This is a genomic window from Streptomyces wuyuanensis (assembly GCF_900103455.1).
Classification (GTDB): domain Bacteria; phylum Actinomycetota; class Actinomycetes; order Streptomycetales; family Streptomycetaceae; genus Streptomyces; species Streptomyces wuyuanensis.
Genome location: NZ_FNHI01000021.1, coordinates 82,638 through 103,001 on the forward strand (window position 1 = coordinate 82,638; position 20,364 = coordinate 103,001).

Sequence of the window (20,364 nt, forward strand, 5' to 3'; positions counted from 1 at the left end):
GTCTCGGGGCGATCAGGGGCGGGGCGATCAAAGGCAGGACGACCACGGGCGGGGAGCTCGAGGGGGCGGTCGGGGGCGGGGCGACAGTCCCCGGGCTGTCGGTCCCCGGCCTGTCAGTCCCGGCCTGTCAGTCCCGGGCTGTCAGTCCCGGGGCAGTCCGAGCAGGCGCTCGGCGACGACGTTGAGCTGGACCTGCGTGGTGCCGCCGGCGATCGTCAGACAGCGGGACATCAGCACTTCGTGCACGGCCCGTTCGCCCGGCCCCTCGCGTACCGCGCCCTCCGGGCCGAGCAGTTCGAGAGCCAGTTCGGCGACCTTCTGCCGGTGCACGGTCTGGACGAGTTTGCGCACCGAAGCGCCCGGCCCCGGCTCCATGCCGTCGACCTGCAGGAGCGTGGTCCGCAGCCAGATGCAGCCGAGCGCGTGGGCCTCGGCGGCAAGGGCGCCGATCCGGGCGCGGCAGGCGTCGTCGAGGCCGGGGCTCAGCGCGATCAGCTCCTCGAGACCCGTGCCGAAGGTCAACTGGTCCGCCATGTGGACGCGTTCGTTGCCGAGGGTGTTGCGGGCGACGCGCCAGCCGTCGTTCACCTCGCCGACGACGGCGTCGGCGGGCAGCACAGCGCCGTCGAACCAGACCTCGTTGAACAGCGCCTCGCCGGTGATCTCCCGCAGCGGCCTGATGTCGATGCCGGCGGTGGCCTTCATGTCGACGAGGAAGTACGTGAGGCCCTTGTGCCTCGGCGCCTCGGGGTCGGTACGGGCGAGGAGGATGCCGTGGTCGGCGCTCCGCGCGGCGCTGGTCCACACCTTCTGGCCGGTGATCCGCCACCGGCCGTCGGGCAGGCGCTCGGCGCGGGTGCGCAGGCTCGCCAGGTCGGAGCCGGCGGCGGGCTCGCTGAAGAGCTGGCACCAGCGGAGCTCGCCGCGCAGGGTCGGCAGCACATAGCGGGCCCGCTGCTCGTCGGTGCCGTGGGCGATGAGGGACGGCACCACCCAGGTGGCGATGCCCAGGTCCCCGATGCCGACGCCGGCGGCCCGCAGCTCCTCCTGGACGGCGAGTTGCCGCAGCGGGCCGGCGCCGAGGCCGTACGGGGGCGGGAGGTACGGAGCGGCGTGGCCGTTGGCGGCGAGTACGCGACGGGCGTCGGGCGGGTCCAGCCCTCGGGCGGGGGCGATGGCCTCCCGGGCCTGCGCCTTGAACGGCTCGGCCTCCGGCGGGAGTTCGACACGCAGGTCGCGGCGCGCGCCGTCGGCGGCGAGCCGTACCGCGCGCAGCCGGTGTGCGTCGCCCGGCCCGAGGAGCTGCCGGGCGACGAGGGCTCGGCGCAGATGGATGTGGGCGTCGTGTTCCCAGGTGAACCCGATGCCTCCGAGGATCTGAATGCAGTCCTTGGCACAGCTGTACGCGGCGTCGAGGGCGGTCGCCGCGGCGAGCGCGGCGGCGAGGCCGGCTCCGGCGCTTGCGCCGGAGCCTCCGCGGGGGCTCACCTCGGGCCCTCCGCCGGCGCCTCGCTCGGCGGCGCGGGCGGCGTCCCAGGTGAGGGCACGGGCCTGCTCCACGCGGACGAGCATGTCCGCACACAGGTGCTTGACGGCCTGGAAGCGCCCGATGGGCCGCCCGAACTGCTCGCGGACCTTCGCGTACTCGGTGGCGGTGTGCAGCGCCCACCCGGCCGTGCCGCAGGCCTCGGCGGCGAAGAGCACGGCCGCGAGGTCCGCCACGAGCCCGGGTGGGGCGTCGAGGACGCGGTCCGCGGGGACGGTGACCCCGTGCGCGGTGACCTCGGCGGTGGGCCGGGTCGGGTCGGCGCTCTCCTGTGCGCGTACGGCGAGGTCCCCGGCGTCCACGGCGAGCAGGACCGGGCCGGGGCCCGCGGCGAGGACGAGCAGATCGGCCTCGGCACCGCCGAGCACCGGCGGCGCGGTGCCGTCGAGGAGGCGGTCTCCCCCGGCGGCGGCCGACGCGGTGAGGCCACCGGCGCCGAGCGCCACGGCGCCGATGCGGCGGCCGTCGGCGAGCGCGGCCGCCAGGTCCGGACGTCCCGCGCGTTCCAGTACGGCGGAGGCGAGCACGTTCGGCAGGTACGGACCCGGCAGCGCGGCCCGGCCGGCCTCCTCCAGGACGACCGCGATATCGAGCAGCGTGCCGCCCCCGCCGCCGCACTCCTCCGGCAGATGCACGCCGTGTAGGCCCTGTTCCGCGGCACCGTCCCAGTAGCCGGGCCTGCCCCCGTCCGCGGACCCGGGCGCGTCGAGCAGCTTGCGCACGGCCTCCGGCGGTACGGCGCGCGCGAGCAGTCGGCGCACGGAGTCCGCCAGGGCACGCTGTTCGTGAGTGATCGCGATGCTTCCGCTCCCCATGGAGCCGGAGAGTAGAACACGTTCCAATCTGACGGAAGGTCAGATGCGTGACCGAATCGGCGCGCGGCCGGAAGACGTCGCCTGTCCGTGAACCTGCCGAATTCCAGGTCGACCCTGCAGCGGCCCGATCGCCGAGGGCCGGTTGCCGCGAGCCCGGTCGGCGGGCTGTACTGGAAGCCGGCGTGACGTTGAGCAACCCGGCTGCGGCCGGCTTCGCTCGACACCCTGGACTTCACAGACGAACAGAGCCACCGGGCGTTCGGCTTCGAGCTCGTCGACATCCCCGCCGGCGACCTGGCCGACCCGCGGTCAGGGCGGTGATCGCGCGGCCGGACTCATGAGCGACATCGCCGTCCATTGGCGAAGGCGCACCGGGCCGCGCGGCAGCGCGGACGCGCCCCGAGCGGGCGGGCCCGGAGCCGTCCCGGCCGGGCCCACGGGAGCGCCGGTGCCGCCGGTACGAGCGGCGCCACCGGCACGGCGGCGGCCACCGATGCCGAGAGGGCCGGAGACGGCCGGAGCGGCCACGCGGGTTTCAGACGGGGAACGAGAACGCCCGGCCGCCGCCCTCCTTGACCGCCTCCACCGCCGCCTGGTGCACGGCCCGGCCGGCGTCCTCGTCGTCGGCCGGCACGGGGCTGCCCTGCACGGCGTACCAGTCGGTCGCCCCCGTGTGCTGCACGGTCACCTGGGCCAGGCCGTCGATCCATGTCGTGTGCACGGTCACGTCCCCCGTGATGGGGCCACCCTCCGTGGTCATGACCCCGCCGGTGCCGGCGATGATCCCCTGAGTGGTCCACGTCGCCCAGGTGTCCATGGCGCCTCCGCAGCAGTCGTCGTCCCGGGCGGTCGCCGGGCAGCTCTCGTGCGTCTGTCCATCGTGTCCCCAATCCGGCCGGAGCACCCGTCGGCGCCCGGTGGCCATGTGCCGGGCCCCGTTCAGCCGGCCGGGGCGCCGCCCATGGTGCGGAGCATCGCCCGCCCTCCGGTACGGAGGAAGCGCACCACGAACGCCGCCGCGAGCAGCAGGAAGACGATGTTGAGCCACGTCGTGTAGTCCCAGGAGACCCCTTCGTCGGGGACCCTCGCGGACGCCCGGTCGGGGATGATCCCGAGGGCGCCGAAGACGAACTCCACGGAATAGGCGGCGGCGACGATCGCGGCGTAGAAGGTGCCCAGGATGAACGCGGCCGTCCGCACCCCGTAGTACTTCCGGTAGATGTTCAGGATCGGCACGATCAGCAGGTCCGCGAAGATGAAGGCGATCACGCCGCCGAAGCTGATGCCGCCCTGCCACAGGACCACGGCGAGCGGCACGTTTCCGACCGAGCAGACGAACGACGCGATGGCGACGACGGGCCCGACGAGCGGGCCCCAGAGCTTCGCGAGCAGCGGATGCTCCTCGAAGAACAGCGCGCTCCAGAACGCGTCCGGCACCCACGCGGCGACGGCTCCCGCGATGAGCAGGCCCAGCACGAGGTCGCGCAGGATCGCGGCCCACTCCATGACGAACACGTGCGACGTGGCGGTGAAGCCCGCCGGGGACAGCAGGCGCTCCCGGAAGGATCCGTCGCCCTGGATGGACATGTCCATCGCCGCATGCCCCTCCATCGAGCCGGACAGCCCGCGCTCCGCCTGCGCCCTCGCCTCGCGCACCAGCCGCTCACTCAGGAACAGCCGGAAAAGCACGGCCAGCACCACGATCATGACCGGCCCGCCCACGAACTCGGCCGCTGTGAACTGCCAGCCCAGGAGCAGCGCCAGGATCACGCCGAGCTCCACGACGAGGTTGGTCGAGGCGATCTCGAAGGCCATGGCGGCGGTGAAGTTCGCACCCTTGCGGAACAGCGACCGCGCCAGCGCGACGGCGGCGTACGAGCACGACGACGAGGCCACGCCGAGTCCGGCCGCCACCGACAGGCTGCGGGGGCCGTCGTCGCCCAGCAGCGACACCACGGTGGCCCTCCGGACGACCGCCTGCACGACGGCGGACAGCGCGAAGCCCAGGATCAGGGCCCACAGGATCTCCCAGGCCATGGATCCGGCGAGGGACAGGGCGTGCAGTACGGCGCGGAGCGCGGCATCCATGCGGGTCAGCCTGGCGGTACGGGCGGTCGGTGCGGCGCGCTGACACGTCGGCGGGGCGCGCCCCCGCCCGGATGGCGGCCCGCCCGGGCCCCCTACGATGTGACCGCCGAGTAGCCCCGTGCCGCCCGCCCCGTCCTGCCCGCCCGCCCCGCCACGTCGCCGGAGGAACCCATGGCCCCCGCCGCACCCAAGCCGGAGACCCTCGCCGCGTTCGAGGCCGCCAAGGGCTTCATGCCCGCCGGGGAGGGCCTCGCCCTGTACGCGGCCGCCGTGGCGGCAGGGGAGCTCGGGCTGCCGCTGCTGGAGGTCGGGACGTACTGCGGGCGGTCGACGATCCTGCTCGCGGACGCCGCCCGCGAGGCGGGCACCGTCGCGGTCACCGTCGACCACCACCGGGGCAGCGAGGAGCAGCAGCCGGGCTGGGACTACCACGACCCGGGGCTGGTGGATCCCGAGGTGGGGCGGATGGACACGCTCCCCGCCTTCCGCCGCACCCTGTACGCGGCCGGGCTGGAGGACCACGTGATCGCCGTCGTGGGGCGGTCGCCGCAGGTGGCGAAGGTGTGGGGCCGCGAGGTGGGCCTGGTCTTCATCGACGGCGGGCACACCGACGAGCACGCCACGAACGACTACGAGGGCTGGGCGCCGCACGTGGCCGAGGGCGGTCTGCTGGTCGTCCACGACGTGTTCCCGGACCCGGTGGACGAGTGGACGGGCCAGGCGCCCTACCGGATCTACCGCAGGGCGCTCGCCTCCGGCGCCTTTACCGAGGTCTCGGCCACCGGCTCGCTGCGCGTGCTGCGGCGCACGAGTCCCGGAATCTGAGGTACCGCACCCGTCATCCCCTAGCATCGCGACGTGCCGTACGACCTGAACCAGCCGCCATCCGGCCAGCACCGGCCCCGCCGTCTCCCGCCCCTGGCCCGGGGCGGGGCGTTCCTCACGATCGCCGCGCTGACGGCGGTGACGCTCTCCGGGTGCGGCGGTTCGAGCGGCCCCGGCGCCGCGCCCGTACCCGGCGGGCCGGAGGCGACCGGCGCCACGGCGTCCGCGGCTCCGTCCGCTTCCGCCTCCACGGCCGGCGGCCCCGGGACGCCCGGAGAGTCGGGCACTCCGGGGACGCCGTCGGACGCCAAGCCCTCCACTCCCGCCAGTGGCCCGCTCGCCGGGAAGGTCGTCGTGATCGACCCGGGTCACAACCCGGGAAACTTCCGGCACGCCCGCGAGATCAACCAGCTCGTGGACATCGGGACGAACCGCAAGGAATGCGATACGACGGGCACGTCCACCAACGACGGTTACACCGAGGCCGCATTCACCCTCGATGTTTCACACCGTCTTCGCACACTGCTGGAGAAGCAGGGCGCAACGGTGCGATTCACCCAGGACGACGACCGGCCGTTCGGTCCCTGCGTGGACGAGCGGGCCCGGATCGGCAACAAGGCCGCCGCCGACGCCGTGGTCTCGATCCACGCCGACGGGTCGGGCAGCGGCAACCGCGGCTTCCATGTGATCCACCCCGCCCTGGTCGAGCACGGCGCCGCCGACACCACGGAAATCGTCGGCCCGTCCCGGGAACTGGCCGAGCGCATCGCCGGGAAATTCGTGCGCGCCACGGGCAGCGCACCCTCCAACTACGTGGGCGGCGGCACCGGGTTGAACGAGCGCGGGGACCTCGGGGGACTGAATCTGTCGACCGTTCCCAAAGTGTTCATCGAATGCGGGAACATGCGTGACGCGAAGGACGCGGCCCTGCTGACGAGTTCGCAGTGGCGTCAGAAGGCGGCGCAGGGGATCGCCGAAGGCATCGGCAGCTACCTGCTGGGGTAGACCGGGCATCGGACCTACCGGCCGGGGCGGACGGGACGGGCGATAGATTCGTCTCCGCCGGGGACGGGGGTCGCACACCGGCTTCCACCGGCACCCGTACGATGGGGCCACCCCCGAGCTTCCGCGCCGTGCACCGCCGACCGGCGGCACCGACGACCGCCACGACGAGACGCAACCGACTAAGGACTACACGTGAACATCCGCTCCCTCACTCGAGGCGATGGCGTGGTGATCGGAGCAGCGGTGGTGCTGTTCATCGCCTCGTTCCTCGACTTCGTCAGCGTCGACTGCCCGCGCGGTATCGACTGCTCCTCGGCGGACCTGCCGAACGCCTGGGACTCGCTGGGCACGGTGATGTCCATCTACCTCGCCGGGATCATCGCCGCGGGACTGATCATCGTCGGCCGCGCCATGCCGGGGCGCAAGGTCCTCGGCCTGGACATCGCGCAGTTCGGCGTCGCCCTGAGCGTCTTCGCCCTCTGGACGATGTTCTGGACGATCATCGACATCACGGGCGACGCGGGCGCCGGCGCGATCCTCGGCCTGCTCGGCACCCTGCTGCTGGCCGCGGGCGCGATCGCCACTCCGCTCGTCCCCGCCCTCAAGGCCCCCCTGGTCGGCGCACCCAGGCCGCAGACCCCGCAGCCCTACGGCGCCCAGCCGCAGGGTGGTTACGGCTACCCCGGCGCCCAGCAGCAGCCCTACGGCGGCCAGCCGGGGCAGCAGCAGCCGTACGGTGGCCGGCAGCCCGGCCCCGCGCAGGGACAGCCGCAGGGCGGTCCGGCCCCGGAGTTCTCGCCGTTCTGGTTCGCGGTGCCGGTGGCCCGGCCGCTGTACGCGGAGGACGGCTCCCCGACGCCGATCGCCGAGCTGGCGCCCGGCACCTGGTACCTCGCGGTCGACCAGCGCGGCCCCGCCCTGGTGGCGCAGACGCAGGACGGCCGGCGCGGCGTCCTGCAGGACACCACGGGCATCCAGCGCGGCTGACCCCGTCCCGCCCGGCGCACAGCGCGGCCCCTCGCCCTTCCGGGCGGGGGGCCGTTGCCGTACAGTCGCCCGTACACAGCGAACTGACGATGCGTCAGAAATGCCCGGAGAGGGGCTGGGGTCATGCGGCTCGGACTCGCGCTCGGCTACTGGGGGCGCGGTCCTGACCCCGCGCAGACCGAACTCGCCGTGGAGGCGGAGCGACTCGGCTACGACTCCGTCTGGACGGCCGAGGCGTGGGGCTCCGACGCGTTCACGCCGCTCACCTGGATCGCCGCGCGGACGAAGCGGATCCGGCTCGGCACGGCGGTGGCGCAGATGGCGGCCCGTACGCCCACCGCCACCGCCATGCACGCTCTCACGCTCGACCATCTCTCGGGCGGGCGGATGCTCCTGGGCCTCGGGCTGTCGGGGCCGCAGGTCGTCGAGGGCTGGTACGGGCGGCCGTTCCCGAGGAGCCCGCTGACGGCGACCCGGGAGTACGTGGACGTCATCCGCCAGGTCCTGCGCCGCGAGGGCCCCGTGGAACTCGACGGCCGCTTCCACACCCTCCCGTACGCCGGGGAGGACGGCACCGGTCTCGGCAAGGCGCTCAAGCCGATCACCCACCCCCTGCGGGCCCGGGTGCCGTTGCTGCTGGGGGCCGAGGGCCCGAAGAACATCGCGCAGACGACCCGGATCGCGGACGGCTGGCTGCCGCTGTACTGGACGCCGCTGCGGACGGAGGTCTACGAGGCGTCGCTCACCGAACTGCCCGAGGACTTCATGATCGCGCCGATGGCCCGCGCCCACGTCTGCGACGACGTCGCCCAAGGGCTGCTCCCGGTCAAGGCGATGCTGGGCTTCTACATCGGCGGCATGGGCCACGCCGCCCGCAACTTCCACGCCGATCTGATGGCGCGCATGGGCTACGAGGCCGAAGCACGGCACATCCAGCGGCTGTTCGCCGAGAACCGCCGGGATGAGGCGGTGCTCGCCGTCCCCGATGCCTTCGCCGACGAGATCTCGCTCGTCGGGCCACGGGAACGCATCGCCGAGCGGCTGGAGTCATGGCGCAAGGGCCCGGTCACCGACCTGCTGGTGACGGCGCCGGACCCCCGCACCCTGAGAGTCTTGGCCGAGCTGAACTCCTGAGCCCTGACGGCCTTGGCGGCACTCAACTCCGGGGCCCTGCCCGGAAACCGGCGCCGTCCGCGCGGAGGGGGCAGGGCGCGGTGCGCCCGGCGCATGCGCTCGGGGAGGCGGAGGGTCCGCACCGTACCGAGCTGCGCCGGACAGGCCCGACGACCCGGGGAGTGGCGTGCCGGGCGGGAACGGGCGGGCGGCGTGCGCGGCCCGGACGGCGCCGGCTCACGCGGGGCCGCCGCCATGCCCAAGGGCTGTCCCGTAGTCACCGGCGGATCAGCGCGCGGCGTCAGATGCGGTGCATCGTAGGGCGGAGGGCCGCCCTCATGCCGGGCGTATTCAGGCGATCCGACAACGCAGCGAGGTGCCGTAGCCGTCGTCGTGCGCCCGCTGGGGATGACGGGACAGCCCTTACAGGCGCCCGCCCGTCAGCCGGGTGACCGGGCCGTGGCCGCTGCGTTCCGAGCGCCGGCCCGCCAGGTAGGAGACCGCGCCCAGGGCCGTGGCGCCGGCCGTGGCGCCCGCCGCGATGAGCTTGCGGGCCTTGAGGACCGTCCATGCGGTCGTGGCCACGGACGCCACCTGCCCGGCGGCCGTACCGGCACCCTTGAGGGCGGTGGTCGCCACGGAGCCCGCCGTGGTCGCGGCGCGTCCGATGCCGCTGCCCGCCGACTTGGCGGCATGTGCCGCACCGCTCCCCGCGTCCTCGGCGGCACGGCCGGTGGCCCTGCCCGCGGATTCCGCCTTCGACGCGGTGCTCTGCGCGGCCTTCGCCGAGGACTCCTTGGCCTTGGCGGCGGTCGCCTTGGTCGCCTTGGTGGCACGGGTCGTCGTGCCGCTGCCGTTGTTGTTCGCGCTTGAGTTGGTCATGGCGTTCGAATTGCCGCTTCTGCCGGACGCAAACGGGGCGGCGTCGAACGGCCCGGTTCCCGGGACGTGTTCGGACTGCAGGCGCTCCCCGGCCCGGTACGGGCCCGGCCGGCGGTGGCTCCGCCCGTCGGCCGCGGCGGCCGCGGCTCAGCCGCCGCTCAGCTGCGTGGCCGAGGGGACCTTCTCCTTCACCACCGCACCGGCGCTCTGACCGGCGTCCTTGACCTGGTTGACGACGTTCTCGAAGGCACCGATGTCGGCGTCGCCCACCTGTCCCTTGCGGATCTTGGATCCGAGGCCCTTCAGCGACTCGATGCCCGCGGTGACCGGAGCGATCGCCTTCGCCAGCAGCGGATCGCCCTTGGCGTTGTTCGCGGCCGCCTTGAGCCTGTTGTAGGCGAACGCGCCCGCCAGGCCCGCCTTCACGAGCGCGACCTTCTGGCCGTCGGCGCCCTTCTGGAACTTCCCGGCCCGGTACGGCTTGACGATCCACTGGTAGACCGCGCCCGCCGCGAGCCCGGCGTTCGCCACGAACCGGGTCTTGGCGAACTTCTGCGCCTCCACGGCGTCCGTGGGCGTCGCAGCGGCGCCCGCCTCGTCCTCGCCCCCGCAGGCCGCGGTGGCGCCCAGCAGCGTGCAGCAGAGCAACAGGGCGACGGCCGCCCGGCGCAACCGCCGGCCCGTCCTGGTGCACGCCCGGCGGGCGGTCGTCGTTGCCGGAGTCGGCATGGCAGTCCTCCCTGACCTCCCCGAGCTCCTGACCTCCCCTTTGTCCGGCCTCCCGGGTCCGGCCTCCCCGGACCGCCGCTCCCCGAGGCCTCTCGCGCCAGCGTCACCCGGCACCGGCCGTTGCGCCACTCGGGCGAATCCGCCCCGGGTTTGGTTCAACGGAGAACGGCAATCCGGTTGCCATGTCTCCCCGCAGAAGTGGTAGCAACCAGGCGGCGACGATCATCATGGTGGTCGCCGATGTGATGGCCGTCATCATCGGCCTGTGGATCCTGATGTACCTGCTGGACGCGAACCGCGCCAACGACCTGGTCATCCTGATCCGGGACGTGGCCGGCTGGCTCGCCGGCTGGTCGCACGATCTGTTCACGTTCGACGAGGCGTGGGCGCGGGTGGTGGCGGGCTACGGCCTCGCCGCGGTCGTGTACCTCTTCGTCGGACACGCCGTGGCGGGCCGGCTGCGCCGCCACAGCTGACCCCCTCCCCCGCGCGGCCGCCGCACCTACCGGCAGCACTCCGGTTCGAGGCCGCGCGGCAGCCGCTCCCCGCCGAACACCGCGGTGGTCGCCTCGTCGCCCCCCAGGGCGGCCACCGCGAGCAGCAGCGAACCGGCGGTCCACGTGGTGAGTTCCTCCGGCCACACCGCGCGGTTGCCCTCGAAGACGTAGCCCGTCCAGTACATGCCGCCCTCGGCGCGCAGGTGCTGGATGGACTGCAGGATCTCCAGCGCCCGGTCGGACTCCCCCACCGCCCAGAGTGCCAGGGCCAGTTCGCAGCTCTCGCCGCCCGTCACCCACGGGTTGGGCAGCACGCACCGCACGCCGAGTCCGGGGACCACGAACGCGTCCCAGCGCGCGTCGATCCTGGCCTTCGCCTCGTCGCCGGTGAGGGCGCCGCCGAGGACCGGGTAGTACCAGTCCATCGAGTACTGCGACTTGTCGAGGAAGCGGTCCTGGTGCCGGCGGATCGCGTGCCCGAGGGCCCCCGTCGCCAACTCCCAGTCCGGCTGGGGCTCCTCGCGCTCCTCGGCGATGGCGAGGGCACAGCGCAGGGCGTGGAAGATCGACGAACTCCCGGTCAGCAGCGCGTCGTCGACCGCCGCGCCGCCGTCCTCCGGTGCCTCGCGCTTCCAGCCGATCTGGCCGCCGGGCTGCTGGAGGCGGAGCACGAACTCGATCGCCGCGTGGACGGACGGCCACATCCGGTCCAGGAACACGTCGTCCCCGGTCGCCAGGTAGTGGTGCCAGACGCCGACGGCCAGGTAGGCGCAGAAGTTGGTCTCACGGCCCCGGTCGGTGGGCCGGTCGGCCTCGCCGTCGTGGTACGCGGCGTACCAGGAGCCGTCCTCGTTCTGATGGCGTGCCAGCCACTCGTAGGCACGGGCCGCCGCGGTGTGCTCGCCCGCCGCGTCCAGGGCCATCGCGGCCTCGGTGTGGTCCCACGGGTCGAGGTGGTGCCCCCGGAACCACGGGATGGCCCCGTCCTCGCGCTGGACGGAGAGGATGCCCGCGACGGTCTCGGCGGCCTGTTCGGCGGTGAGGACTCCGGGCAGGACGAGATGCTCGGTACGCCCTTGGCGGCGCCAGGGCACGGTCACGCGTCGGCCTTCGGCAGGTGGGGCTTGGTCGCGTACGCCACGAAGCTCTTGCCGACGAGCGGATTCAGAGCCTGCTCGGCGACCCTGGTGACCAGGGGCTTCTTCATGATGTCCCAGACCAGGAGCTTGTGGTAGGCGCGCACCGGCAGAGCCTTGTCGTTGTCGACACCGAACGCGCACTTCAGCCACCAGTACGGCGAGTGCAGGGCGTGCGCGTGGTGGGTGCCGTACGGCTTGAGGCCCGCCTCGCGCATCCTGCCGAGGAGTTCGTCGGCCTTGTAGATGCGGATGTGCCCGCCCTCGACCTCGTGGTACTCGTCGGACAGCGCCCAGCAGATCTTCTCGGGGCCGTATCGGGGCACGGTGACGGCGATCCGGCCGCCGGGCTTGAGCACCCGGACCATCTCGGCGAGGACGCCCTTGTCGTCCGGGATGTGCTCCATCACCTCGGAGATGATGACGACGTCGAACGACTCGTCGGGGAAGGGCAGGTTGAGCGCGTCGCCCTCCATCGCGGTGGCGCTCGCGCCCTCGGGCGCCTCGCCGGCCTCCTTCATCGCCGCGAACCACTTGGCGACCTCGCGGATCTCCTCGCCGTTCTGGTCGAGGGCCACGACCCGGGCTCCGCGCCGGTAGCACTCGAACGCGTGCCGGCCGGCACCGCAGCCGAGGTCCAGCACGCGGTCGCCCGGGGCGAGCGGAAAGCGGGAGAAGTCGACGGTCAGCACGAGGTCTGCCCTTCCGGATGGGTCACGGCGCCCTCGCTGGGGGCGCGCCTTGCAGATGGTGCGGGCCCGCCGTCCGCACCCGCGGAGCGGATACTCGCCCGCCGCGCGGAACGCCGGGTGTTCATCGGGCACCGGCCGGGGCCGGACGTGCCGCGATGGCCTCGCGGTAGAGCTGCGCCGTGCCCTGGGCCGCGCGGGCCCAGGTGAAGCGGGACAGGACGCGGGCCCGCCCGGCCGTGCCGATGCGGCGGCGCAGGTCGGCGTCCCCGAGGAGCCGGCCGAGCGCGCCGGCGAGGGCGTGGGCGTCGCCGGGCGGCACGGCGAGGCAGGTCTCGCCGTCGGGGCCGGTGACCTCCGGGATGGCGCCGCCGGTCGTGGCGACCAGCGGGGTGCCGGTGGCCATCGCCTCTGCGGCCGGCAGCGAGAAGCCCTCGTACAGCGACGGCACACAGGCCACCTGGGCGCTGCGCACGAGGTCCACCAGCTCCTGGTCGGAGATGCCCTTCACGAACCGGACGGCGTCACCGAGCCCGCACCGCTCGATCATCCGGGCCACGGGTCCGTCCTCGGCGCGCTTGCCGACCACGACGAGATGGGCGTCCGGCTGCTCGGTACGGAGCTTGGCGAGCGCCTCCACGAGGTACACCAGGCCCTTGAGGGGCACGTCGGCGCTCGACGTCGTCACGATCCGGCCGGGCACCTCGGCCACCGACGGGTCCGGCGAGAAGAGATCGGTGTCGGCACCGATGTGCACGACTCGCAGCCGCTCCGGCCGCACGCCGAGGTGCTCGACGATCTCCTGTTCGGAGGAGCCGGAGACGGTGAGGACGGACGGCAGCCTGCGCGCGACCCGCTTCTGCATCCGGGTGAAGCCGTACCAGCGGCGCACCGACGCCCGGCGGCGCCAGTCCGGCGCGGCGTCGAGCTCCAGCTGCCGGTCGACGGTGATGGGGTGGTGGATGGTGGTGACGAGCGGTGCGCCGAGGTCGCCGAGCAGCCCGTAACCGAGCGTCTGGTTGTCGTGGACGACGTCGAACTCGCCCCGGCGCGCGAGCAGGTGGCGCCGTGCGCGCAGCGAGAACGTCAGCGGCTCAGGGAAGCCGCCGGTCCACATCGTGGCGACCTCGACCCCGTCGATCCAGTCGCGGAACTCGTCGCGCCCGGGGGTGCGGAAGGGGTCGGGCTGGCGGTACAGGTCGAGGCTGGGCAGCTCGGTGAGCGGCACGCCCTCGTCGAGGACGGGGAAGGGCTGGGCGCCGATCACCTCGACGCTGTGGCCCAGGCGGGCGAGCTCCCGCGACAGATGGCGCACGTAGACGCCCTGGCCCCCGCAGAACGGGTTGCCCTTGTAGGTGAGGAGCGCGATGCGCAGCGGTCGGTCACCGGCACCGGACGCACCCCCACGGGGCCCGGCCGCTATGGCCTCAGCGGTCACCTACGGCCCCCTTCTCACTCCACTTTCGCCGGAGCGTAACCGCTCGCGCTAATCTAGAACAAGTTCCACACTTGATCGTTCTTGATCGCTCAAGGAGCATCGAATCTACCGGCAGGTAGCGCTGCTGTGAGGCCCGGAGCAGGTGATTCGCGCCACGGCGCGGGGCCCTGCCATGCTGGGCCCTCCGCAGCTCCCGAAGCGGGAACGCAGCACGGATCGGGACAGCGGGCCGGGAAGGGCCCCTGGAGCGGGGACGGGGACGGAAGAGATGAGCGCGGAAGCCAGGCCGGCGGTCCCGGCGGCCCCACCGCTGACGGAGCGCCAGGAGGCCAGGCGCCGCCGCATCCTGCACGCCACTGCGCAGCTGGCCAGCCGGGGCGGCTTCGACGCCGTGCAGATGCGCGAGGTCGCCGAGGCCGCCGGGGTCGCGCTCGGCACGCTGTACCGCTACTTCCCCTCCAAGGTGCACCTGCTCGTGGCCACCATGCAGGACCAGCTCCAGCATCTGCACACCACCCTGCGCAAGCGCCCACCGGTCGCGGACGGCGCGGCGCAGCGAGTCGCCGAGACCCTGATGCGGGCGTTCCGCGCGCTGCAGCGCGAACCCCATCTGGCGGACGCGATGGTGCGGGCGCTGACGTTCGCCGACCGCAGCGTCAGCCCCGAGGTCGACACGGTCTCGCGCCAGACCACGGCGATCATCCTGGACGCGATGGGCCTGGAGAACCCGACGCCCGAACAGCTCTCCGCCGTCCGGGTCATCGAGCACACCTGGCACTCGGCCCTGATCACCTGGCTGTCGGGTCGCGCCTCGATCGCCCAGGTGAAGATCGACATCGAGACGGTCTGCCGCCTGATCGACCTCACGGACCCGGAGCGCCGGCCCACCGCGTGAAGCGCGGGCCCGCTCCGCGCGATCGCGGCCCGCCCCGACCGCGCCCTCGTGGCACCGGACCGCTGGAGGCTACTCCTCGGGTGGGAACACCGCCTCACCACTCCCCGGCAGCCGGATCGAGATCGCCTCGACCGGGCAGCCCTCGGCAGCCGTGAGGATGTCCTCGTTTGCGTCGGTCTCCGGTTCGGTGGGGTGCGATTGGCGGGCGGCGTCCAGCTTGAAGCCGTCCGGCGCGTTGTTGACGCACATTCCCGAACCGATGCACACACCCCGGTCGACCTCGACCTGCCAGCGGTCACCCATCAGCTCTCGCTCCCGTATCCCGACGGCAAATGCACCATTTTGTGCTCAAAGTACTCACCGTATCCCTCGGGACCGAACTCCCGCCCCAGCCCGGAGTTCTTGTATCCGCCGAACGGGCCAAGCATGTCGAGGCTGAACGTGTTGACGTTGTGGGTACCGGTCCTGACCCGCCTGGCGAAGTCGATGCCGTGCTCGACGTCGGCCGTCCAGACGCTGCCGCTGAGTCCGTACTCGGAATCGTTCGCGATGGCGGCGGCCTCGCTCTCGTCCCCGTACGGCAGCAGGCAGACGACGGGGCCGAAGATCTCCTCGCGTGCGATCCGCATCGCGTTGTCGACACCGCCGAGGAGGGTCGGCTCGACGTACCAGCCGCGGTCGAGGCCGGCCGGGCGGCCGCCGCCGGCGAGGACCTTGGCGCCCTCCTCCTGACCGAGCGCGATGTAGTCGAGCGACCTCTGCCGCTGCCGGCGGGCGACGAGCGGGCCGACCTGGGTCGCGGGGTCCAGCGGGTCGCCGGTCACCAGCGCCCCGGCCGCCGCGGCGAAGGCGTCGGCGAACTCGTCGTAGCGGGTGCGCGGGACGAGGATGCGGGTCTGGGCGACGCAGGCCTGGCCGTTGTTCATCCAGGCCGCGGGGACGATGCCCTGCACCGACGCCTCCAGGTCCGCGTCCGGGAGGACCACCGCGGCGGACTTGCCGCCGAGCTCCAGGGTGACGCGGGTGAGGTTGCGGGCGGCGACCTCCATCACGCGCCTGCCGGCCGCGACCGAGCCGGTGAAGGAGACCTTGTCGACGCCGGGATGCCCGACGAGGTACTCGCTGACCTCGCGGTCGGCGGGAAGGATCGACAGGACGCCCTCGGGCAGTCCGGCCTCACGGGCGATGTCGGCCAGGATGTAGGAGTCCAGCGGCGACTCGGGCGAGGGCTTGAGGACCGCCGTGCAGCCGGCGAGCAGGGCGGGGGCGAGCTTGGCGGCGGCGACGAACTGCGGGACGTTCCACGGCACCACGGCCGCGACCACGCCGACCGGTTCGCGCCGGACCAGGAGCGGGCCCAGGACCCCGCCGCGCCGCTCCTCGTAGGTGAAGTCGCGGGCGACGGTGACGGCGGCGTCCCAGACCATCACGGCCCCGAGCGCCTGCGCCAGGACGCTCCAGGAGTACGGCGAACCGTTCTGCGAGCTGATCGAGCGGGCGATCTCCTCGTGCCGTACGGCGATCGCGTCCTTGATCCTGCCGACGACCTCGATGCGCTCCTCGATCGTCGTCCTCGGCCAGGGACCGCGGTCGAAGGCGGCCCGTGCGGCTGCCACGGCACGGTCCACGTCGGCCTGCGAGGCGTGCGGGACGCGCCCGATGACCTGCTCGGTGTGCGGCGAGACGACCTCGATGGTGTCCGTGCCGCGGGGATCGACCAGTTCCCCGCCGATGAAGAGTTTTCCGTGCTCGACCAGTTCGGTCATGACGACTGCCTCCCGCGACCCCGGCTCTCCGAGCCCTCCAACTTTCCTGACGGTGTTTCAGAAATGCCAACCGCATGAACAGATACCAGTTCCCGCCGGAGGAGTCCACGGCCGGAACCCGCCCCCGGGAAGGAGGCGCGCGGACACGGATCCGATCCCGGAGGCGACCTCGGACGCGGACCGACACCACCGGCCGCGACCCCGCACACCGCCGAACCCTTTGCAATAAGGTCGACTTGGGCGACCATTGGAACGGGTTCTCGTTCCTGGGCCCGGCCGCGAGGATGGGGAGCCGATGACGCGGGTGACGGAGCACGGCGGCGGTGTGTGGTCCCTCAAGGTCCCCATCCCGGACAACCCCCTGGGCCACACCCTGGTCCACGTCCTCGACACCGGCCGCGGGCCCGTCCTCGTCGACACCGGATGGGACGACCCCGCGTCCTGGACGGAGCTCTCGGACGGCCTCGCCGAGCTCGGCCTCGCGCCGGTCGACGTCCACGGCGTACTCGTCACCCACCACCACCCCGACCACCACGGGCTGTCCGGCAGGGTCCGCGAGGCGTCCGGCGCGTGGATCGCGATGCACGCGGCGGACATCGCCGTCCTCCGCCGCACGCGGGAGGCCCGGCCCGGGGCCTGGCTCGACTACCTGGCGGGGAAGCTCGCCGCCGTCGGGGCGCCGGAGGAGCACCTCGCCCCGCTGCTCGCGGCCCGCGAGAGCGGCCGGGCGCGGACCCTTCCCGGGCTGCGGGCGGCCCTCCCCGACCGCGAGATCGCGCCCGGCGAGCTGCTGGACCTCGCCGGGAGGCGGCTGCGGGCGATCTGGACTCCCGGCCACACGCCCGGCCATGTGTGCCTGCACCTGGAGGAGGACCATCCGGCGAACCTCCCCGGCCGGGGCCGCCTGTTCTCCGGCGACCATCTGCTCCCCGGCATCAGCCCCCACATCGGCCTGTACGAGGATCCCGACGACTCCACGGTCACCGACCCCCTCGGCGACTACCTGGACTCCCTGGAACGCGTGGGCCGTCTCGGCGCCGCCGAGGTGCTCCCGGCGCACCAGCACCCCTTCACCGACGCCACGGCCCGGGTCCGGGAGCTCCTCGCCCACCACGAGGAGCGGCTGACCGGGCTGCTGTCCCTCCTCGCCGCACCGCTCACCCCCTGGCGGCTGGCCGAGCGCATGGAGTGGAACCGGCCGTGGGACGAGATCCCCTACGGCTCCCGCACCATCGCCGTCTCGGAGGCCGAGGCCCATCTGCGGCGCCTGGTGAAGCTGGGCCGCGTGGAGGCGGTGCCGGGCAGCGACCCGGTGGCGTACGTCGCGGTGGGCTGAGCCGGCGGGGTGCGGGCGACGGCGGGCCCGGACCGCACCGGGGCCCAGGTGAACCGGACTCTCACGCCGGGGGTGACGGACCCGCCGGGATTCGCACGGACCGGACCCGTCGCGGAAGCCGCCGGGCTGAACCGAGCCCGCCCCAGCCGGAGCGCCACCCCGGTACCGCCGGGTCCCGCCAAGATCCACCGCGAGGCACGGTGGGCACGGCCGCGGGGGCTCAGGCCGCACCCGGCCGCCCGTCCTGAAGGGCGAGGATTACGGGCCGGTAGAGTGTGCGAGTCGTCATCACACCCGTACGGGGGGAAGCCGGTGCGAATCCGGCACTGACCCGCAGCCGTGAGCCGCCCGCAGGCGGTGAGTCGGAATGCCCCGTGCCGGCCGTGACCGGCTCATGCCATCGGGACCGGCCCGCTGGCAGGCACCGTCGAGGAATACGGGGCCGGAGCCTGGTACCCCAGCGTGCCTGTGCCCGGCTCCCCGCAGGAGAGGCCCAGCCCGCCATGTCCGTTCGCCGCAGCGCAGCAGCGCTCGCCACCGCTTCCGCCGTGTTCTGCGTGGCCGCTGCCCCGGCCGCGACGGCCGCCCCCACGCCCTCTCCGTCCGCCGCGCTCCCGGCCGGGCTGTACGGCACGAAGGACCCGACCTACGACGGTGTGTGGCGGCAGTCGCTGGCGCTGCTCGCCCAGGACGTCGTCAAGACCGTGCCCGCCGAGCAGGCCGTCGACTGGCTCACCGCGCAGCAGTGCGAGAACGGCGGCTTCGCCTCCTACCGTGCCGACGTGTCCAAGCCGTGCGACGCGAAGACGATGCTGGACACCAACGCCACCGCCGCCGCCGTGCAGGCGCTGCGCGCCCTGGGCGACCACGGGGACGCCGTGGACAAGGGCCTCGAGTGGCTGAAGTCGGTACAGAACGAGGACGGCGGCTGGAGCTACAACCCCGGCATGCCGTCCGACGCGAACTCCACGTCCGTCGTGATCGGCGCCTTCGCCGCGGCCAAGGCCCGCCCCGGCGAGGTGAAGTCGAAGAGCGGCAAGAGCCCGTTCGACGCGCTGGTCACGTTCGCCCTGCCGTGCGCGGACAAGGCCGGCGGCGGCGCGTTCGCCTACCAGCCGGACAAGGCCGGCAAGCTCCTCGCGAACGGCGACGCCACCGCGGCGGCCGTACTCGCCGGGCTGGGCCGCGGACTGGTCGTGTCCGGCCCGGAGGCGGACGGTTCCCCCGCCGTCTGCGACTCCCCGGCGAAGGCCACCCCCGAGCAGTCGGCCCGCAACGGCGCCGCGTACCTGGCCGGCGCGCTGGCGAAGACCGGTCACCTGGACTCGCCGCCGCTGCCGGGCGCCACCGACCCCGCTCCGCTGCCGGACTTCGGCAACACCGCGGACGCGGTCCTCGCGCTCTCCGCCGCCGGGCACGGCGACAAGGCGGACAAGTCGGTCCAGTGGCTGGAGAAGAACTCCGCCGCGTGGGCGAAGGACGGCGGCCCGGCCGCGTACGCGCAGCTGATCCTCGCCGCGCACGCCCACGGCGACGACCCTCGGAACTTCGGCGGCGCCGACCTCGTCCGGCAGCTGAACGAGACCGGCCCCGCGCCGCTCTCCACCACCGCGCCGCCCGCACCCCGGGCGCAGGGCGACGCGGGCGAGGAGAACAAGGGCGGCGACAGCGCCGGAATCTGGTGGATCGTCGGGGCCGGTCTCGCCGCGGGTGCCGGCATCGGCATCCTGATCAGCGGCCGCAGGAAGAACAAGCAGCAGTGATCCGCAGGCGAGTGACCGCGCTCCTCCTCGTGCTCGGCGCCGTGCTCACGGTGCCGGGCACGGCGGGGCAGGCCCAGGCGGCCGGTTACCGGTACTGGTCGTTCTGGCAGTCCGGCGCCTCGGCCTGGGGCTACGCCACCCAGGGCCCGACGACGGCGCGGCCCGCCGACGGCTCGGTGGACGGGTACCGCTTCTCCGTCAGCGCGGACTCGCAGGACTCGGCGAAGCCGCGTACCGCCCCCTCCTTCACGGAGCTCTGCGCGGCCACGCCCGCGAAGCCCGGAACCAAGCGGGTGGGGGTCGTGATCGACTTCGGCACCGAGGCGGACGCCCCGTCCGGCGAGAAGCCCCCGTCCACGCCGGTCTCCGGCTGTGCCGCGGTCCCCCCGGACGCGTCGAGCGCGGACGCCCTGGCCGCGGTCGCCAAGCCCCTGCGCTACAACTCGGGCGCGCTGCTGTGCGCGATCTCCGGATATCCGAGGACGGGCTGCGGCGAGCAGGTCGCTGCCGGAGACCCGGCGCCCGAGGAGCCCGGCACGTCCTCGCCGTCGGCCGGGAAGGCCGCCGGGACGGCCGGGCGGGCGACCGACGAGGGCCCCTCTCTCGGGCTCTTCGCCGGTATCGCCGCCGTCCTCGCACTGGGCGGGGCGGCTTTCCGGCAGTCGCGTCGCCGCGGATGACCGGTCCGCCTGTGCCCGCGCCGCCGGACGGTCCCGAGCAGCCGGCCGGACACCGGCTGCTCGGCGGCGTCCCGCGCCCCCGGCCGGCCGGCCCGGAGCCGGGCACACACCCGGGCCCCGGAAGCGGGCGGAGCGACGAGAGCGGTGCCGCGCACGGACGCGGTGGCAACGCAT

At 73.6% G+C, this 20,364-nt stretch carries 19 protein-coding genes and 1 riboswitch; of the genes, 9 read left to right on the plus strand and 10 right to left on the minus strand.

Features of this window, described 5'->3' with window-relative positions; translation table 11 throughout:
- Window positions 1-141: 141 nt before the first annotated feature.
- From BLT82_RS27110 to BLT82_RS27120, 3 genes are all read right to left on the minus strand, one after another.
- Window positions 142-2,361, minus strand: coding sequence for an acyl-CoA dehydrogenase family protein (locus tag BLT82_RS27110; protein WP_093659429.1), 2,220 nt, complete (start codon window positions 2,359-2,361; stop codon window positions 142-144).
- A gap of 535 nt (window positions 2,362-2,896) precedes the next feature.
- Window positions 2,897-3,178, minus strand: a complete 282-nt coding sequence (locus BLT82_RS27115; protein ID WP_093659431.1) for a hypothetical protein — start codon at window positions 3,176-3,178, stop codon at window positions 2,897-2,899.
- 122 nt (window positions 3,179-3,300) lie between these two features.
- Window positions 3,301-4,449, minus strand: coding sequence for a permease (locus BLT82_RS27120; RefSeq protein WP_093659433.1), 1,149 nt, complete (start codon window positions 4,447-4,449; stop codon window positions 3,301-3,303).
- Window positions 4,450-4,620: 171 nt separating this feature from the next.
- On the opposite strand from BLT82_RS27120, the gene BLT82_RS27125 reads away from it, so the two are divergent.
- The 4 genes from BLT82_RS27125 to BLT82_RS27140 all read left to right on the plus strand — a co-directional run bounded on the left by BLT82_RS27125 (window position 4,621) and on the right by BLT82_RS27140 (window position 8,400).
- Window positions 4,621-5,274 (plus strand): class I SAM-dependent methyltransferase, encoded by a 654-nt coding sequence (locus BLT82_RS27125; RefSeq protein ID WP_093659435.1) that lies wholly within the window; start codon window positions 4,621-4,623, stop codon window positions 5,272-5,274.
- A 33-nt stretch (window positions 5,275-5,307) separates the two neighbouring features.
- Entirely contained in the window at window positions 5,308-6,279 is a 972-nt protein-coding gene (locus tag BLT82_RS27130; protein ID WP_093659437.1) for an N-acetylmuramoyl-L-alanine amidase, read from the plus strand.
- 192 nt (window positions 6,280-6,471) lie between these two features.
- A complete protein-coding gene (locus BLT82_RS27135) occupies window positions 6,472-7,266 on the plus strand; it encodes a DUF5336 domain-containing protein (protein ID WP_208868048.1) in 795 nt (264 codons plus the stop codon).
- Window positions 7,267-7,389: 123 nt separating this feature from the next.
- Window positions 7,390-8,400: an LLM class F420-dependent oxidoreductase gene (locus BLT82_RS27140; protein ID WP_093659439.1), complete on the plus strand. Its 1,011-nt coding sequence runs from the start codon at window positions 7,390-7,392 to the stop codon at window positions 8,398-8,400.
- 402 nt (window positions 8,401-8,802) lie between these two features.
- Here the strand turns inward: BLT82_RS27140 and BLT82_RS27145 are convergent, their stop codons facing one another.
- Both BLT82_RS27145 and BLT82_RS27150 read right to left on the minus strand, forming a co-directional pair.
- Window positions 8,803-9,261 (minus strand): hypothetical protein, encoded by a 459-nt coding sequence (locus BLT82_RS27145; protein ID WP_093659441.1) that lies wholly within the window; start codon window positions 9,259-9,261, stop codon window positions 8,803-8,805.
- Between the two features lie 147 nt (window positions 9,262-9,408).
- Window positions 9,409-9,990: a hypothetical protein gene (locus BLT82_RS27150; RefSeq protein ID WP_093659443.1), complete on the minus strand. Its 582-nt coding sequence runs from the start codon at window positions 9,988-9,990 to the stop codon at window positions 9,409-9,411.
- A 182-nt stretch (window positions 9,991-10,172) separates the two neighbouring features.
- On the opposite strand from BLT82_RS27150, the gene BLT82_RS27155 reads away from it, so the two are divergent.
- The gene (locus BLT82_RS27155; RefSeq protein WP_093659445.1) at window positions 10,173-10,466 is read left to right on the plus strand and encodes a hypothetical protein; all 294 of its coding nucleotides are present in this window, start codon (window positions 10,173-10,175) and stop codon (window positions 10,464-10,466) included.
- Between the two features lie 26 nt (window positions 10,467-10,492).
- Here BLT82_RS27155 and BLT82_RS27160 read toward each other — a convergent pair whose 3' ends face one another.
- The 3 genes from BLT82_RS27160 to BLT82_RS27170 all read right to left on the minus strand — a co-directional run bounded on the left by BLT82_RS27160 (window position 10,493) and on the right by BLT82_RS27170 (window position 13,750).
- A complete protein-coding gene (locus tag BLT82_RS27160) occupies window positions 10,493-11,587 on the minus strand; it encodes a glucosidase family protein (RefSeq protein ID WP_093659447.1) in 1,095 nt (364 codons plus the stop codon).
- The gene (locus BLT82_RS27165) at window positions 11,584-12,315 is read right to left on the minus strand and encodes a class I SAM-dependent methyltransferase (protein ID WP_093659449.1); all 732 of its coding nucleotides are present in this window, start codon (window positions 12,313-12,315) and stop codon (window positions 11,584-11,586) included. Before BLT82_RS27165 ends, BLT82_RS27160 begins: the two co-directional genes overlap by 4 nt.
- A 121-nt stretch (window positions 12,316-12,436) precedes the next feature.
- A complete protein-coding gene (locus BLT82_RS27170) occupies window positions 12,437-13,750 on the minus strand; it encodes a glycosyltransferase family 4 protein (protein WP_093659451.1) in 1,314 nt (437 codons plus the stop codon).
- A gap of 268 nt (window positions 13,751-14,018) precedes the next feature.
- On the opposite strand from BLT82_RS27170, the gene BLT82_RS27175 reads away from it, so the two are divergent.
- On the plus strand, window positions 14,019-14,645 hold the full coding sequence (locus BLT82_RS27175; RefSeq protein ID WP_093659453.1) for a TetR family transcriptional regulator: 627 nt from the start codon (window positions 14,019-14,021) through the stop codon (window positions 14,643-14,645).
- Window positions 14,646-14,714: 69 nt separating this feature from the next.
- Here BLT82_RS27175 and BLT82_RS27180 read toward each other — a convergent pair whose 3' ends face one another.
- Complete coding sequence (locus BLT82_RS27180) at window positions 14,715-14,948, minus strand: ferredoxin (protein WP_093659455.1); 234 nt, start codon at window positions 14,946-14,948, stop codon at window positions 14,715-14,717.
- Window positions 14,948-16,411 carry an aldehyde dehydrogenase gene (locus BLT82_RS27185; RefSeq protein ID WP_093659457.1) on the minus strand — a complete coding sequence of 488 codons (1,464 nt, stop codon included), beginning with the start codon at window positions 16,409-16,411 and terminating at the stop codon, window positions 14,948-14,950. Before BLT82_RS27185 ends, BLT82_RS27180 begins: the two co-directional genes overlap by 1 nt.
- Before the next feature lie 295 nt (window positions 16,412-16,706).
- Between BLT82_RS27185 and BLT82_RS27190 the strand changes: the two genes are divergently transcribed.
- The 3 genes from BLT82_RS27190 (at window position 16,707) to BLT82_RS27200 (ending at window position 20,190) form a co-directional block, all read left to right on the plus strand.
- Window positions 16,707-17,747, plus strand: coding sequence for an MBL fold metallo-hydrolase (locus tag BLT82_RS27190; RefSeq protein WP_093659459.1), 1,041 nt, complete (start codon window positions 16,707-16,709; stop codon window positions 17,745-17,747).
- A gap of 302 nt (window positions 17,748-18,049) precedes the next feature.
- Window positions 18,050-18,120, plus strand: a riboswitch (cobalamin riboswitch).
- Between the two features lie 130 nt (window positions 18,121-18,250).
- Entirely contained in the window at window positions 18,251-19,510 is a 1,260-nt protein-coding gene (locus BLT82_RS27195) for a prenyltransferase/squalene oxidase repeat-containing protein (protein WP_093659461.1), read from the plus strand.
- Window positions 19,507-20,190 (plus strand): SCO2322 family protein, encoded by a 684-nt coding sequence (locus BLT82_RS27200; protein WP_093659463.1) that lies wholly within the window; start codon window positions 19,507-19,509, stop codon window positions 20,188-20,190. The genes BLT82_RS27195 and BLT82_RS27200 overlap by 4 nt, the downstream gene beginning before the upstream one ends.
- The last annotated feature ends 174 nt before the right edge of the window (window positions 20,191-20,364 follow it).